The organism is Vibrio sp. CK2-1 (assembly GCF_021726515.1).
Taxonomy (GTDB): domain Bacteria; phylum Pseudomonadota; class Gammaproteobacteria; order Enterobacterales; family Vibrionaceae; genus Vibrio.
Genome location: NZ_JAKKCJ010000006.1, coordinates 134,740 through 150,489 on the forward strand (window position 1 = coordinate 134,740; position 15,750 = coordinate 150,489).

Here is a 15,750-nt window from a genome sequence, read left to right on the forward strand (position 1 = left end):
CGACAAGCGAAGCGCCCTAGTCACGAGAAACGATAACTGATTGACAGTCACCCTAATGACTATCAAACTTCTTTTTAATTATTAGTAACCTTTCTATTTCTTATTTAATCGGTACTTTCCCATGCTTCGCTTTCGCAGTTCTCGTACTCAAACCGTTTTTTTCTTAGTGGTTCTTCTGATCGCTAGCCAAGTTTTGTCTTATATGATCGTGTTTAACTACGCGTTACTACCTAGTCTTAAACAGTTTAATCGGATTCTTTCCCATGAAGTTCGTTTGATGTTAGACGAAGAAGATATGTTGAAACAATCTGGTGAACAAGAACGACCATTTCGCCGTGAACTGTTAGCCGAACTTGGGGTGTCGATTTATCCGGAAGATTCCCCACAAGCTAAAGAGTTTGAAGTTGCTTCGGCTATCGACTTTTTGAGTGAGGAAATGGGTGATGAAGTAGGCTCGCCGACAGAAGTTCGTTTAGTTTTAGGCGCTGAAAGTTACGTTCTATGGCTTAAAGTCGATGCTTTACCCGATCACTTGATCCGTATTCCGTTAACCGAACTAACCGAAAAAGACTTTGCACCGCTGTTCCGTAATAGCTTGTTAATTGCCTTGTTATTAATCGCCGGCATGTGGTTTTTCATGCGTCTGCAAAATAGGCCATTAGTGGCATTGGAAGAAGCGGCGAAGACAGTAGGTAAAGGGGAGATTCCCGATCCAGTACCAGAAAAAGGCGCATCAGAAATTTTAGCGGTAACCAAAGCATTTAACCAAATGTCGAAAGGTATCCAAGCCCTAGAAGAAGATCGCGCTTTATTGATGTCGGGCATTAGCCATGATTTACGCACCCCGTTAACACGTATTCGTTTAGCCACTGAAATGATGTCACCGCAAGATGATTACTTGGCGGAAAGCATGATTAAAGACACTGAAGAGTGTAATGAAATTATTAGCCAGTTTATGGACTACCTTAAACCGGCCCATACTAAAGACCACCAAGCGGTAAACTTAAATCAAATTGTTTCGGAAGTAGTGATTGCAGAACAAGATAAACACAGTACCGATTTTGAATTAACCATTACTGAAGAAATTCGTCATGCTCTAGGTGAGGCAGTGGCGCTTAAGCGTGTGGTATCGAATCTGATTGTTAACGCATTACGCTATGGCAATGGCTGGATTAAAGTCTCTACCGGTATGACAGCAGATAATAAGTTGGTTTGGGTCACCGTTGAAGATAATGGCCCCGGCATTGATAAAGCCCAGTTAGCATCGTTATTTGAACCTTTCACCCGAGGTGATACTGCTCGTGGTAGTAGTGAAGGCGCGGGATTAGGGCTTGCGATTGTTAAGCGTATTGTCAGCCAGCACCAAGGTTTAATTGTGGTTACCAACCGCACCGAAGGTGGTTTGAAAGTGCAGATCAGCATTCCAACCGCGAAGAAAGAGAAGAGATTGGTTAGAGAGGGGTAAAGTGGATTTCGTTGCTCGTATCTAGGGCGCTCCGCTTCTCGTAGCTCGGAAAAGAAAGAGCTGTGATTGATTGTGGCGTGTAGCGTGTTTTGTGTTGCGTGTAAAAGCGGACGCTAAAAATGAGGCGTATTCCCGAAAAGCGATGTAGGAGCGCAATTCAGGATCTCCTACAGCAATTGAGTTATCAAATCGCGGTAGGAGATTTCGTATCTTCTTCGCTTAGACTCATGTACGGAATTACGATGTTTTATTGTTCCGTGAATTTACGCTTTTATCTTTTCCGAGCTACGAGAAGCGAAGCGCCCGATAAACGAGATTCGCTCCGCCTTCTAATCTTCTTTATTCGCCGGCAACAACATACTCAGCAAAATCGCAGTGATCCCACCTGCTGCTACACCGGATGAGAAAATACTTTTAATAAACTCTGGCATAAATTGCAGAATCTCTGGTTTTTGCGCAATGCCTAGTCCCATCGAAAAAGACAACGCCATGATTAAAATCGCGCGGCGGTCTAAATCAACACGAGAAATAATGCGAACCCCAGCTGCGGCAATTGTACCGAACATTACGATAGTCGCGCCGCCAAGTACTGGTTCTGGAATTAACTGTACAAAACTTGCTACGCCCGGAAATAGTCCCAGAATAATCAGCATGCCGGAAATAAAGTAACCTACATAACGACTCGCCACACCCGTTAGCATAATGATGCCGTTGTTTTGGCTAAAGGTTGAGTTAGGGAAGCTGTTAAATAGCGCGGCAATTGCAGAATTTAAACCATCGGCTAATACGCCACCTTTGATACGTTTTAGGTAAACCGGGCCATCAACCGGCTCGCCTGAAACTTCTGACGTCGCGGTAATATCTCCAATTGCTTCTAGTGCGGTGATAAGGAAGATTAGCACTAAAGGAATAAACAACGACCAATCAAACCCTAGACCAAATTGCATTGGAATTGGCAAGGCGACTATTTCAGTATGAGCGGTTTGGCTGAGATCAAGCATTCCCATGAAATAAGCCACAACGCAGCCGACAAACATCGCAATCACAATGGATGCTACGCGTAAGTACGGGTTTTTCGCTCGGTTTAAAATCACGATTAGACCTAACACGACGCCGGCAAGTGCTAGGTTATCCAAACTGCCGAAGGTGTTGTTTTCCATTGCGCCATAGCCACCACCAATTGAGACCAAACCGATTTGGATCAGCGTTAAACCAATTAATGTCACTACGATGCCCGACACAAGTGGAGTAATGATTTTTTGTGCGTACTGCAAAATGCGCGAAAGGAAGATTTCTGCACTAGAAGCCACCAAGATAGTGCCGAAAATTGCTGCCATCATGGTTTCAATCGAAGCACCGCCAGCTTTTAAAGATAGGCCTGCACCAATGATTGGCCCTAGGAAGTTAAAACTGGTGCCTTGAATGGAAAGTAAACCAGAACCAATCGGACCAATCGTACGGATTTGGATAAATGAACAAATACCCGAAGCAAATAGTGACATGCTGATAATGGTATTGGTTTGCTCAGCAGGAACCCCTAAAGATTGGCAAATAATAAGAGAAGGGGTGATGACTGCAACAAACATCGCAAGCAAGTGTTGCAGAGCGGCAAAAACGGTTTGAGGCAAGGGTGGACGATCATTTAATTGATACACCAGTTCCGTAGGTCGTGAAGCATGCGGGGCAGTCATAATCTTCCTTATAATCCAATATTTGTTGACTGATACGTCAAGAATTTTGCGCATATTATAAGAGGTTGGATGAATAAAGCAAACGTTTGCGTGTGGCAGGGAACGAGGTTCGGGGACGCTGCGCTAGGGAGCCGAAAAGATTGTTGCGAGTGGCGTGTTTCGTGTTGCGTGTAAAAGCGGACGCTAGAAGTGAACTGTTACCTTGAAAGCGACGTAGTGGCGTAGTTCAGGATCTTCTACAGCAATTGAGTTATTAAATCGCGGTAGGAGATTCCGTATCCTCTTCGCTTAGGCTCATGTGCGGAATGACAGGGTTTTATTGTTCTGTGAATATAAGCTTTTATCTTTTCCGAGTTACGAGCAACGAAGAGCCCGATAAACGAGAGCCGTTTAATCCTTTACGCCTTCACATACTCACTACGCTCACCCAACCAACGCTCAACGATCGCTTTGGCATTGTTTGGATATTGCTGGTGGATGTGGCGAGCAATACGCTGTACTTCGGGGATTAGGTACTGATCGCGCAGTAAATCGGCGATTTTAAAATCCGCTACGCCTGTTTGCTTGGTGCCGAGTACTTCACCGGGGCCGCGGATTTCGAGATCTTTCTGGGCTATCACAAAACCATCGTTACTTTCACGTAGCACGCCGAGACGTTTTTGCGCGGTTTTCGACAGTGGTGCGTGATAAAGCAGCACACAAGAACTGGCCACCGAGCCACGTCCTACTCGGCCACGTAGCTGATGAAGCTGTGCTAAGCCTAAACGCTCAGGGTTTTCGATGATCATCAAACTGGCGTTAGGTACATCGACCCCAACTTCAATCACGGTGGTGGCGACTAATAAATGTAACTCACCAGATTTAAATTGCTGCATCACTTGTTGCTTTTCGGCGGGCTTCATGCGGCCATGCACCAAACCAATGTTGAGTTCAGGTAGTTGGCGTTGCAATTCTTCCGCGGTATCGGCTGCGGCTTGAGCTTCCAACACTTCGGATTCATCAATTAAGGTACATACCCAGTAGGCTTGTTTACCTTCTTGGGCGCAGGCGATACGAACTCGTTCGATAATATCTTTACGGCGAGTATCAGCAATCGCGACGGTTTGAATCGGGGTTCGGCCGGGCGGTAGTTCATCAATAATAGAAGTTTCCAAATCGGCATAAGCGGTCATGGCAAGGGTGCGCGGAATGGGGGTTGCCGTCATGATCAGTTGATGAGGGTAACTACCTTGTCTTTTTCCTTTCTCGCGCAACTCTAAACGCTGGTGGACACCAAAGCGGTGCTGCTCATCAATGATAACTAGCGCTAGATGATTAAATTCCACATGCTGCTGAAAAAGCGCGTGAGTACCCACTATCATCTTAGCTTCACCAGAGGCAATGCGCTCTAGCTGAGTTTGTTTGGCTTTACCGGTAAGTTTACCAGCCAACCAACCGACTGAAATACCGAGTGGCTCTAACCATTGGGCAAAATTAATCGCATGTTGTTCGGCTAATAACTCGGTCGGTGCCATCAATGCGACTTGATAACCTTGCTCTAATGCGTGAGTGGCTGCTAACACTGCAACCAGCGTTTTACCTGAGCCTACATCGCCTTGCACTAAGCGCATCATTGGGTGTGGTTGTTGTAAGTCTTTTTCAATCTCACCGACTACACGAGCCTGAGCATTGGTTGGCGTAAAAGGCAGAGTGGCAAGTAGTTGTTGTTTAAGTTGACTACTACAACTGAGAGGCAATGACTGATCTTGTTGCCCTTTACTACGCACATCCAACATAGATAAATTTTGTGCGAGTAATTCTTCAATAATTAAGCGTCGTTGCGCTGGGTGCTTACCCAATTCAAACTGTTGCATATCAATGTCAGGCGAAGGGCGATGAATGGTATGCAGCGCTTGGTTTAAGGTAATTTGATGATCGTATAAACCGCTAGGCAGTAATTCTGTCACCGCAGAGCTATCTAATAATTCGAGCGCTTGGTCGGTTAAATTCTTGAGGGTATTTTGACGTAAGCCATCAGTAGCTGGATAAATTGGCGTTAAGCTTTGTTCCAACTGCGGCGCATCGCTGCCATTTAAAAAGTGATAGTCAGGGTGCATGATCTCAAGCCCCATATTGCCGCGTTTGATTTCACCATAAGCATACAGTGGACGACCTTCTGAAAAGTTGTTTTTCATGCCTGCATTAAAATTGAAAAAACGTAAAGTCAGTGTGCCATTGCCATCACTTACTTTAACTGTCAGCATTTTTTTTCGCCCAAAATGAGTATCGCAACTCATTACTCGACCTTGAATAGCGACAAATAATCCGGCATGTAATTTGGCGATAGGATAGATACGAGTACGGTCTTCGTAGCGTAAAGGTAAATGAAACAGTAAATCTTGGATCGAATGCAAACCTATCTTGGCTAATTTTTCAGCCACCTTTGCCCCAACACCAGAAAGGGAGGTTAATGGTACCGCGGAAAGGATTTGTGGTTGCATGTACGTTTCTCGTGTTTTGGAATAAAAGTTCCTAGTTCCTAGTTCCTAGTTCCTAGTTCCTAGTTCCTAGTTCCTAGTTCCTAGTTCCTAGTTCCTAGTTCCTAGGTGCGGGTTACGAGGACGCTACGCTCGGGAGCCGAAGAGCGCACAACAGCGTTTGGTTGTGCGATACGAGAAGCGTGGAAAAGCTTTTTCTCGTAACTCGAAGCGAAGCGCACTCGGCTCTCGTAACTATCTTTTTCTTTTCCTAGAAACTAGGAACTCACTTATACCTAATCCCTTTCGGCTGCCCATCAGACATGGTCTTAAAGCGCTTATGCAGCCACATCCATTGATCGCCACCACGTAAGATGAGTTTCTCTATGGTTTTATTCATGAGGGTAGCGGCACCTTCTGGATCGCGTCGTGGGAAGGCTTCACTAATATCTTGCTCGATTCGGAAGTCATAACGAAAGCCGACTCTGAAACAAGACACAGGAAGTACCGCACATTTACTGGCATCGACTAATACACCCGTTCCTGACGTGGTACAGGCATCGGGTACCGCAAAAAAGGGTACAAATACCGCATTTTTAGGACCATAGTCATGATCTGGTAGATAGAATAACTTTTTGCCTCTGCGTAGAACTTTCAGCATACCTTTTACGTCTTTACGGTCGACCATAATGTTGCCGTTGCGAGTACGGCCCCAGTGCTGAATAAAGTTATACGCAGGGTTGTTGTGTGGACGGTAAACGCCATAACCCGGCGAGAATAAAGCGCAGCAGCGAGCGGTTAACTCAACATTCAGTGCATGAACACCGCAGATTAGAGTACCGCGACCTTGGTCTTCGAAATGAGTAAGACGATCAACATGATAGTAGCCTACACGCTTTTTTAAACGCCAATCTGGCCAGAACCAAGCAATCGCGCTTTCAAAGATCGCAAAGCCGGTATTCTTGAAGTTTTCCTTAACTACATAATCACGACGAGTCTGGCTGATTTCTGGAAAGCATAGCTCAAGATTACGTTGGGCGACTTTCACGCGCTTCTTAACGATAAACATCGATAAGTAACCCAGTGAACGGCCAACACAATATAGAACGCGATACGGTAAAACATTAACAAGCAAAGCGATAAAACCAAAGCCGAGCCAAACGCCCCAATATTTAGGGTGTAGCAGGCTAAGTGAAAACTTCGGTGGCACAAAATTGACCAGAGATTCCTCTTTTTGGGATGTATTTTTATCGGTCATTCATTTCTCTCTAAAATTATGCGTAATGATGGTTAAAAGATTTACGAATCTCGGGCACTTCGTTTCTCGTGACTCGTTGCTCGAAATGATTCCGACTCTGCAATCGCTGTTATCTTTTTCGAGAAACAAGCAGCGCAGCGGCCGAGTAACGAGTCTCGTTCTTTTATTCCATCTGCGCCTTTAACAACGCCCAATACTGCTCAAAGTTTTCCGTTGGTTGGTATTTAAAATCCGAGCGCACAAAGCGATTTAAGCTACCTTCGACTTGACCTAATAACTGAGCAGCTAGAATCGATTCATCAACCGGGAAGCTTTTACCTTCGCGAATTTGACGTTCACGCAGGATTTGGCGTAGTTGAGTTTCAATACGATCAAACAATTGATTAATACGGCTACGTAGGCGCTCATTTTCAAACATCAATGCGTGACCAGACATGATACGAGATAAGCCTGGGTTACGCTCAGCAAAGGCTAATAATAATTGTAGGACCAAACGAATGCGCTTCAAGGTGTCTTTTTCTTCGGCTAAAATTCGGTTGATGCGTGATAACAAGGCATCTTCAATAAACTCAATTAAGCCTTCAAACATACGTGCTTTACTTGGAAAGTGACGATAAAGCGCCGCTTCTGAAACCCCAACTTGTTTCGCTAATTTCGCAGTAGTAATACGCGAGGCACCATCTGTTGACTCTAACATTTGCGCCAATGCCTGAAGGATCTCTTCACGACGATTATGTTTTTTTGGCCCTGCCATGGTTTTTCCTTGTTTTATCTTATCGTTTTTCGAGCGCTACGCTTCTAGTCTCTCGTTTCTCGAGGTTATGTGACTTAAGTTGAACTGAGATAGTAGTGGTAAGAGCGCGAGTCTATACCTAGTTACGAGGAGCGAAGCGCCCTAGACACGAGCTTCGGCTTTTTATTTCTTCCCCGAATGCCCAAACCCACCTTCACCACGTTCTGTGGCATCAAAATCTTCTACGATATTAAATTCAGCTTGCACGACTGGCACAAAAACCAATTGCGCAATGCGGTCGCCAGGTTCAATAGTAAAAGTATCTTGGCCGCGATTCCAGACTGAAACCATTAATTGGCCTTGGTAGTCTGAATCAATTAAGCCGACTAAATTGCCGAGCACAATACCATGTTTATGGCCTAAACCAGAACGAGGAAGGATAGTTGCCGCTAGACTAGGATCATTAATATGAATGGCAAGGCCGGTTGGAACGAGGTGAGTTTGTCCCGGTTCAACGGTTAGCGCTTCATCTAAACAAGCGCGTAAATCCAAGCCAGCAGAGCCTTCAGTTGCGTAGGCCGGTAGCGGGAATTGCTTGCCGATACGGCTATCTAATACTTTTAAATCAATCTTCTTCGTCATGTTTAATGTCTTCTTTTACTGATTAAATTGTTCGGCAATAATGTTAAGCAACTGCTTGGCTAATTGCGCCTTGCTTGCAGTGGCTAAAGCTTGCTCGCCACCATTCCAATATAAATGTAAGGCGTTGTCGTTACTGTTAAAGCCTAACCCCGCGACGGAAACATCATTGGCGCAGATGAGATCTAAATTTTTCTTTTTCAGTTTACCGCGAGCATATTGTTCGACATCTTGAGTTTCAGCGGCAAAGCCTACGGTAAATGGACGCTGTTTTGTTAGCGCGGCAACCGAGGCTACGATATCCGGGTTTTTCACCATGTTGATCTGCATGTGATCGTTATCGGAGGTTTTTTTGATTTTCTGCTCCGCGACGTTACTTGGTCGATAATCGGCAACTGCCGCACAGCTGATGAAAATATTATTGATTACCGCATGTTCCATCGCAGCCTGGTGCATTTGCTCTGCGCTTTCAACATCAATACGGGTGACGTTGGCAGGTGTCGCTAATGCTACTGGGCCGCTGATTAATGTCACTTCTGCGCCCATATTGGCGGCGGCTTCTGCAATCGCAAAGCCCATTTTACCTGAGCTGTGGTTGGAAATATAACGCACCGGATCGATGGCTTCGCGAGTTGGGCCTGCGGTAATCGTGAGTTTAATATTTTGTAGAGGTTTAGGGCCAAAGAAGGCCTCACAATGGGCGACCAGTTCCATCGGTTCTAGCATGCGACCGTAACCCACATCACCACATGCTTGTTGTCCTGCAGCAGGCCCCCAAATCATCATGCCACGCTGAGTTAAAATGGATAGATTGTCTTGGGTGGCTACATTGGCATACATTTGCTGGTTCATCGCCGGAGCCACCGCTATCGGAGCGTTAGAGGCTAGAATTAATGTAGTCAGTAAGTCGTTGCCCATGCCGGCACGCATTCTGGCAATTAAATCGGCAGTGGCAGGTGCAAGTAAAATTAAATCGGCCCATTTTGCTAATTCAATATGGCCCATTGAAGCTTCCGCGGCAGGATCTAACAAACTATCGGAAACAGGGCGTCCTGAAACGGCTTGCATGGTCAGTGGAGTAATAAATTCTTTGGCCGCTGGCGTCATCACCACTTGAACTTGTGCTCCGCGTTCAATGAGGCGACGGGTGAGGTCAGCACATTTGTAAGCCGCAATACCACCACTGATCCCTAATAGGATTTTTTTTCCTGCTAAGCTATTTTTTCCTACCAAGCTTTGTTCAATCACAATAACTGTACCTGATTTAAATGAAGTTAGGCTTCAATTGACATGATTTACGTCCTTTTGCTTTCTTAATATTACTCGCTAGAAAGCACTAAAAGGGAATGTCACCATGAAGTCGATGGGTATAAGTTACCATAAGTTTATAAATTGAGAATAATTCAGCATCGATAAACTGCTTTTAGGTAACTTCGAGCCAATTAACATTTTGATTGTAACCTTTTTTTCGCTCACCCATTGTTAAGATCTTATCGGTTTTTTCGCTTTATCTATTTGAATGCTGGGAGAAAGCTTGTTGTTATCGAGTTTTGCTCAATATAAGCCTTTATCATGTCTTTAAAACTACTGCCTGAAGAATCTCGCCCTCGTGAAAAATTGCTCGCACGAGGCCCTCAATCGCTATCGGATGCGGAATTATTAGCGATTTTTCTACGTACCGGCCTACAAGGTATGAACGCGATAGAACTCGCTGACCACTTATTAAAAGAGTTTGGTTCACTACGTGCGCTGCTTTCTTCCTCACAACAGCAATTTTGCTCCCATAAAGGACTAGGCAGTGCCAAGTTCGCTCAGTTGCAAGCCGTAGTTGAAATGACTAAGCGTTATTTAGCTGAAACCATCAAACGTGGCGATGCGTTAACCAGCCCTGAACACACCAAACATTATCTTAGTAGTGTACTGCGAGATCGTCATCGAGAAGCCTTCTACGTTTTGTTTTTAGATAACCAGAACCGAGTGATCAGCGATGAAGTCATGTTCGAAGGCACGATTGATGCGGCTTCAGTGTACCCAAGAGAAGTCGTCAAACGAGCCATGCACCACAACGCTGCTGCTTTAATTCTCGCCCACAACCACCCATCTGGAATTGCCGAACCGAGCGATGCCGACCGAAGAATCACCCGCCGTTTAGTTGAAGCAATGGGATTGGTGGATATACGAATACTGGATCATTTTGTCATTGGTGATGGGGAAGTAGTGTCGTTTGCGGAAAGGGGGTGGATGTGAGCGCGTGAAGCTCGTGATTAGGGCGCTTCGCTTCTCGTATTTCGGAAAAGACACTAGGAATCTCAATTAACTAATAGATAGGGCGATTATGCGGTATGAAAAACTAAGGGTATGGCAATTTAGCTTTGACCTTACCAAGAAAATCTATAAACAATCAGAGAAATGGAAAGATTACGGTTTAAAAGATCAAATTCGCAGAGCCACTGTGTCCATAGTATCGAATATCGCGGAAGGAGAAGAGAGGCAAACATTAAAAGAGTCCATTAGGTTTCTTTATATTGCCAAAGGTTCGGCAGGAGAAGTGTTAACTCAATTAATGCTTGCTCGTGAATTTGGATATCTTGATGATGAAGTGGCAGATGAGTATGAACTACTCGTACGTGATATTTCTAAGATGCTAGCTGGTCTTATTAGTTCTAGAGTGATTAAGATAAAAATAGGTTAAAGATGAAAATTCTTTACGAGATATAACGCTGTTTCTTATCGCTTTTTTTCTTTTTCGAGCCACGAGCCACGAGATTCCGAGAGACGATTACTCTTTTATTAAAAAAATCACTTAGCTTTTGCCGAAAATCTGCTACAATCCGCGCACTAATTTTATAGAACCTTATTCAGCTCTGTGTTCTTGTGCAAAAAAAGCGTTTAAAAACTGCTCTGTTCAAAAAAAGATCGTGTTTTTCCTAAAAAGGATCCGCACAGGTCTTGAGCAATGCATGTCAAGTTAGTATAATGCGCGACCTTTGATAGCCTTGGTATGGTTTTTTCCATAGCGGTTTTTGCCCCAAGGTGATATCGAGCTGAAACGATTTGGAGAAGACATTCATGTCCCGAGTATGCCAAGTAACTGGTAAGCGTCCTGTAACGGGTAACAACCGTTCACACGCACGAAATGCTACCAAGCGTCGTTTTCTGCCGAACCTACAAACTCACCGTTTTTGGGTCGAAAGCGAAAAACGCTTTGTTAAACTACGTCTAACTGCTAAGGGTATGCGTATTATTGATAAGAAAGGCATCGATGCTGTTCTTGTTGATATCCGTGCTCGTGGCGAGAACGTATAAGAGGAATTGAACAATGGCTAAAGGCATTCGTGAGAAAATCCGTCTAGTATCATCTGCTGGAACAGGTCACTTCTACACAACTGACAAAAACAAACGTAACATGCCAGGCAAATTTGAGATCAAGAAATTTGATCCAGTAGTTCGCCAACACGTTATGTACAAAGAAGCTAAAATCAAGTAATTGGTTTTTCTCTTTAGAAATTGAAAACCCAGACTGCTTCGGTAGGCTGGGTTTTTTTCGTTGCTCGTCGCTAGGGCGCTTCGCTTCTTGTTACTCGAGCCACGAGCAGCGAAGCGCCCGATAAACGAGATTCGAACGCTTTCCCTCTTTCCCGTATAATCTCCCTGCCCCACATACACACTCAAGGACGATTTATGCCCGAACTACCCGAAGTTGAAGTCAGCCGAATGGGGATCACCCCACACCTTCTCGGCCAAACCATTCAAAAAATTGACGTTAGACAGCCCAAGTTGCGTTGGCCTGTGCCAGAAGAAATCTTATTACTTCAAGGGGAAGTGATTCGCTCTATTCGACGTCGGGCAAAGTATCTATTAATTGAAACAAATACAGGCACAGCCATTATCCACTTAGGCATGTCGGGTAATTTGCGAGTGTTGGATCAATGGATCGAGCCCAATAAGCACGATCATGTAGATCTTATTCTAACCAATGGCAAAGTGCTGCGTTATCACGATCCTCGTCGTTTCGGGGCTTGGCTGTGGTGTGAAACCGGTACAGAACATGACGTAATGAGTCACCTTGGCCCTGAGCCTTTGACTGATGACTTCAATGCGCAGTATCTATTTGAAAAAGCTCAGAAACGTAAAGTGGTGACGAAGCAATTTATCATGGATAACAAAGTCGTGGTTGGCGTGGGTAATATTTATGCGAGTGAATCTTTATTTGGTGCCAGAGTTCACCCTAAAGCAATAGCTAGCACATTAACGCTAGAGCAAATCACCTTGCTAGTGAATGAAATTAAAAAAGTACTGGCAAGAGCAATTACCCAAGGCGGAACTACCTTAAAAGACTTTAATCAGGCAGATGGTAAGCCCGGTTACTTTGCTCAAGAACTATTGGTATATGGAAAAGCCGGCAAGCCTTGCCCAGTTTGTAGAGAATTGATTCAAGAAGAAAAAATCGGGCAGAGGAATAGTTTTTATTGTGAAAGGTGTCAGGGGAAAGCGTTTTCGTAACTCGTTTCTAGGGCACTTCGTTACTCGTAACTTGGAAGAGCAGAGCCGAGCGGTGGTGAGTAGATTTCCGCTCTCACTTAGGCTAGGAAGGAATGAGATCTTATCTTTTTCTAGCCACAAGCAGCGAAGCGCCCGATAAACGAGTCACGTTCTTGCTTTCACCTTATCCACCACATACGGATGCAAAAACTGATCAACATTCCCGCCATGAATCGCCACTTCACGGACAATAGTAGAAGACAGGAAAGCAAACTCTTCGGTAGGGGTAAGGAAAACACTTTCTAGCTCTGGCATTAACTTGCGGTACATGCTTGTTAAGCCAAACTCATATTCATAATCGACTGTAGTACGTAGGCCGCGGATCAAAATATTGGTTTTCTGCTGCTTCGCAAAATCAACAAGTAGCCCAGAAAAGCCCACCGCAGTGACATTATCCAGATCTTTAGTGACTTCTTTCACCATATCAACCCTTTCTTGCAGGCTAAACATAGTGTTTTTACTTGGGCTTTCCGCAACCGCAACTACGACACTATCAAACAAGCGAGCACTACGTTTGATTAAATCAAAGTGACCGTTAGTAATTGGATCAAAAGTACCAGGGTAAATGGCAGGTGTGGTTAGCTTAGTCATATCGCTTTGCTCGCTATTTGGGAGTAAATCATTGATTTGTTATTTATAAACTAAGAATCGAATGATTACTATATTTAGATCTAACGGCAGTATTTCAAAATATAGCCTGTAAATCTATCTGCATTATTGAGTTTATTGATTAAGGTTTTCTGTTGTTGGCTATTACAAGGAGATTGGCATAAAATCACTGCATTAATGTAATTAGGTGAAAGCGATATGAAATATTTAGTAACGGGTGCGGCAGGCTTTATAGGTTCATCAGTTGTAGAGCGTTTGTGTCAAGCTGGTCATCAAGTTGTTGGTGTTGATAACCTTAATGACTACTATTCAGTTGAATTGAAGCACGCACGTTTAAACCGTGCTAAACATGAGAACTTTACTTTTATCGAATTGGATTTAGCTGACCGTGAAGGGGTTGCTACATTATTTGCAGAGCAGGGATTTCAAAGAGTCATTCACTTAGCTGCACAAGCTGGAGTGCGTTATTCAATTGATAATCCAATGGCGTATGCTGATAGTAATCTAGTCGGCCACTTAACTATTTTAGAGGGCTGCCGTCATCACAAGATTGAACACCTCGTTTATGCCTCTTCAAGTTCAGTATATGGCTTAAATAAAAAAATGCCATTCAATACCTCTGATACTGTAGATCACCCTATATCTTTGTATGCGGCTGCCAAAAAAGCGAATGAATTAATGGCACATACCTATTCCCATCTATATGGACTGCCAACGACTGGTTTACGTTTCTTCACGGTATATGGCCCTTGGGGACGTCCCGATATGGCGCTGTTCAAATTTACTAAATCGATAGTAGAAGGCAAGGAGATCGACGTTTATAACAATGGAGATATGCAGCGCGACTTTACATACATTGATGACATTGTAGAAGGTATCATTCGAATTCAGGATGTTATACCTGAAAAAAATCCACAATGGACAGTAGAGACAGGATCACCTGCAACCAGTTCAGCGCCTTATAAAGTCTATAACATCGGTAATGGTAATCCGGTTAAATTGATGGAGTATATTGAAGCACTTGAAGATGCTCTTGGTGTTGAGGCTAAGAAAAACTTCATGCCAATGCAACCAGGCGATGTGTATGCCACTTACGCTGATACACAAGATTTATTTAATGTTACTGGTTATAAGCCATCAATGTCAGTGAAGCAAGGTGTTGCTAACTTTGTTGATTGGTATAAAGAGTTTTATAAAAACTGAAGCGAAGAATGTCGATTCAATGGGGTGATTAAGTAATCCCCCATTTTTTCGTTATAAATTACTCTGATAGTAATGTTTTAATTTTCTGGAAAATTATTTGATTATTAAACTTTTCACTGACCAATGCTTTTGCTTGGTGTGAGGTTTTTTTTCGAAGGTCAACATCAAGAATTAAAGATTCTGTTGCAGCGGTAAAGCTCTCTATATGGTTATATTGAGCTAACTTACCTGTCTCACCCTCAATCACCATTTCTGGCATGCTACTTATATCGAAGGCTACAGTTGGCAAGCCCATCGCCAAAGCTTCAATAATCGCGTTAGAAGAACCTTCGTAGTGAGAAGGGAAAACAAATATATCTAAACTAGCCAAAAATGCTTTAGTGTCTTTTACAAAACCCAGCAAGAAGACATCATTAGTGAGTTTATTTTCTACAATAGCAGATTCTAATTGTGAATATAGTGGACCTGTACCCGCAATATAGAGTTTGACTCTATGTCCACTTTTTTTCAGGTGTACCATCATATCGATAAGCATTAATTGATTCTTTTGATTAACACAGCGACCGGCAGTACCTAAAAGTACGTCACCTGTTTTCTTAGAGAATAGAGGTGTGATATTTTCTTTGTTATATTCCTGAATATTCACCCCATTGTATATCGTATGTATTGAATCCGAGGGAATAATATTAGGGTTATTTTGGACAATAGACCGACCAATCTCATCTGAATTCACGATCACATCAGTCACAACTTTACCAAATAAATAACGATTGAGTGCAGTGTTTCTTATAGGGTGTGGCATTCCTCGTCGATAGATAATCTTTTTAATTCCGGCCAATTTAGCCGCAATACCTGCACTTTTTACATCGGCAGGGAGGTTTAACACAATAGAAGAATATTGATAACGCTTAAAGTGTCTATAAAGCTGAAATATTTTAAGCGGGTTAACAAAACTAGTGTTGGTAATACTAAACTCAAAAAGGCTTATATTTGAATCGACTAAAGAGTTGAGTAGCTTACTATTAGGCCGAGAAATGACGCTAACATTATCGGTTTTAGATAATTGAACAGCAGCAGTATGGTGCCATTTTTCACCCCCACCCCAAGAGTCCGATGTGTTGACAAAACAAACTTTAGCGTTATTCATTTTAGGC

Annotated in this window: 15 protein-coding genes; 7 read left to right on the plus strand and 8 right to left on the minus strand. The window is 43.5% G+C overall.

Annotated elements, in window-relative coordinates:
* Positions 1 to 121: 121 nt before the first annotated feature.
* Entirely contained in the window at positions 122 to 1,465 is a 1,344-nt protein-coding gene (gene envZ, locus L3V25_RS14515; protein ID WP_237296198.1) for a two-component system sensor histidine kinase EnvZ, read from the plus strand.
* Between the two features lie 329 nt (positions 1,466 to 1,794).
* On the opposite strand, the gene L3V25_RS14520 is transcribed toward envZ, so the two are convergent.
* The 6 genes from L3V25_RS14520 to coaBC all read right to left on the minus strand — a co-directional run bounded on the left by L3V25_RS14520 (position 1,795) and on the right by coaBC (position 9,487).
* Entirely contained in the window at positions 1,795 to 3,156 is a 1,362-nt protein-coding gene (locus L3V25_RS14520) for a nucleobase:cation symporter-2 family protein (RefSeq protein WP_237296199.1), read from the minus strand.
* A 398-nt stretch (positions 3,157 to 3,554) separates the two neighbouring features.
* Positions 3,555 to 5,636 carry an ATP-dependent DNA helicase RecG gene (recG, locus tag L3V25_RS14525; RefSeq protein ID WP_237296200.1) on the minus strand — a complete coding sequence of 694 codons (2,082 nt, stop codon included), beginning with the start codon at positions 5,634 to 5,636 and terminating at the stop codon, positions 3,555 to 3,557.
* A 262-nt stretch (positions 5,637 to 5,898) separates the two neighbouring features.
* A complete protein-coding gene (gene lpxL / locus L3V25_RS14530; RefSeq protein ID WP_237296201.1) occupies positions 5,899 to 6,870 on the minus strand; it encodes an LpxL/LpxP family Kdo(2)-lipid IV(A) lauroyl/palmitoleoyl acyltransferase in 972 nt (323 codons plus the stop codon).
* A gap of 163 nt (positions 6,871 to 7,033) precedes the next feature.
* The gene (gene slmA, locus L3V25_RS14535) at positions 7,034 to 7,624 is read right to left on the minus strand and encodes a nucleoid occlusion factor SlmA (RefSeq protein WP_089124658.1); all 591 of its coding nucleotides are present in this window, start codon (positions 7,622 to 7,624) and stop codon (positions 7,034 to 7,036) included.
* A gap of 162 nt (positions 7,625 to 7,786) precedes the next feature.
* Complete coding sequence (dut, locus tag L3V25_RS14540; protein ID WP_237296202.1) at positions 7,787 to 8,245, minus strand: dUTP diphosphatase; 459 nt, start codon at positions 8,243 to 8,245, stop codon at positions 7,787 to 7,789.
* Between the two features lie 15 nt (positions 8,246 to 8,260).
* Positions 8,261 to 9,487: a bifunctional phosphopantothenoylcysteine decarboxylase/phosphopantothenate--cysteine ligase CoaBC gene (coaBC, locus tag L3V25_RS14545; RefSeq protein ID WP_237296235.1), complete on the minus strand. Its 1,227-nt coding sequence runs from the start codon at positions 9,485 to 9,487 to the stop codon at positions 8,261 to 8,263.
* Between the two features lie 327 nt (positions 9,488 to 9,814).
* Here coaBC and radC point away from each other — a divergent pair, with 327 nt between their 5' ends.
* From radC to mutM, 5 genes are all read left to right on the plus strand, one after another.
* A complete protein-coding gene (gene radC, locus L3V25_RS14550) occupies positions 9,815 to 10,489 on the plus strand; it encodes a DNA repair protein RadC (protein WP_089124656.1) in 675 nt (224 codons plus the stop codon).
* 88 nt (positions 10,490 to 10,577) lie between these two features.
* On the plus strand, positions 10,578 to 10,934 hold the full coding sequence (locus L3V25_RS14555) for a four helix bundle protein (RefSeq protein WP_237296203.1): 357 nt from the start codon (positions 10,578 to 10,580) through the stop codon (positions 10,932 to 10,934).
* Positions 10,935 to 11,311: 377 nt separating this feature from the next.
* Entirely contained in the window at positions 11,312 to 11,548 is a 237-nt protein-coding gene (gene rpmB / locus L3V25_RS14560) for a 50S ribosomal protein L28 (protein WP_004728407.1), read from the plus strand.
* 13 nt (positions 11,549 to 11,561) lie between these two features.
* Positions 11,562 to 11,729, plus strand: coding sequence for a 50S ribosomal protein L33 (gene rpmG / locus L3V25_RS14565; RefSeq protein WP_002535344.1), 168 nt, complete (start codon positions 11,562 to 11,564; stop codon positions 11,727 to 11,729).
* Positions 11,730 to 11,923: 194 nt separating this feature from the next.
* The gene (gene mutM, locus L3V25_RS14570; protein WP_237296204.1) at positions 11,924 to 12,745 is read left to right on the plus strand and encodes a bifunctional DNA-formamidopyrimidine glycosylase/DNA-(apurinic or apyrimidinic site) lyase; all 822 of its coding nucleotides are present in this window, start codon (positions 11,924 to 11,926) and stop codon (positions 12,743 to 12,745) included.
* Between the two features lie 144 nt (positions 12,746 to 12,889).
* On the opposite strand, the gene coaD is transcribed toward mutM, so the two are convergent.
* Entirely contained in the window at positions 12,890 to 13,375 is a 486-nt protein-coding gene (gene coaD / locus L3V25_RS14575; protein ID WP_237296205.1) for a pantetheine-phosphate adenylyltransferase, read from the minus strand.
* A 216-nt stretch (positions 13,376 to 13,591) separates the two neighbouring features.
* Here coaD and L3V25_RS14580 point away from each other — a divergent pair, with 216 nt between their 5' ends.
* Complete coding sequence (locus L3V25_RS14580; RefSeq protein ID WP_237296206.1) at positions 13,592 to 14,596, plus strand: NAD-dependent epimerase; 1,005 nt, start codon at positions 13,592 to 13,594, stop codon at positions 14,594 to 14,596.
* A 58-nt stretch (positions 14,597 to 14,654) separates the two neighbouring features.
* Here the strand turns inward: L3V25_RS14580 and L3V25_RS14585 are convergent, their stop codons facing one another.
* Entirely contained in the window at positions 14,655 to 15,743 is a 1,089-nt protein-coding gene (locus tag L3V25_RS14585) for a glycosyltransferase (protein WP_237296207.1), read from the minus strand.
* Positions 15,744 to 15,750 lie beyond the last annotated feature (7 nt).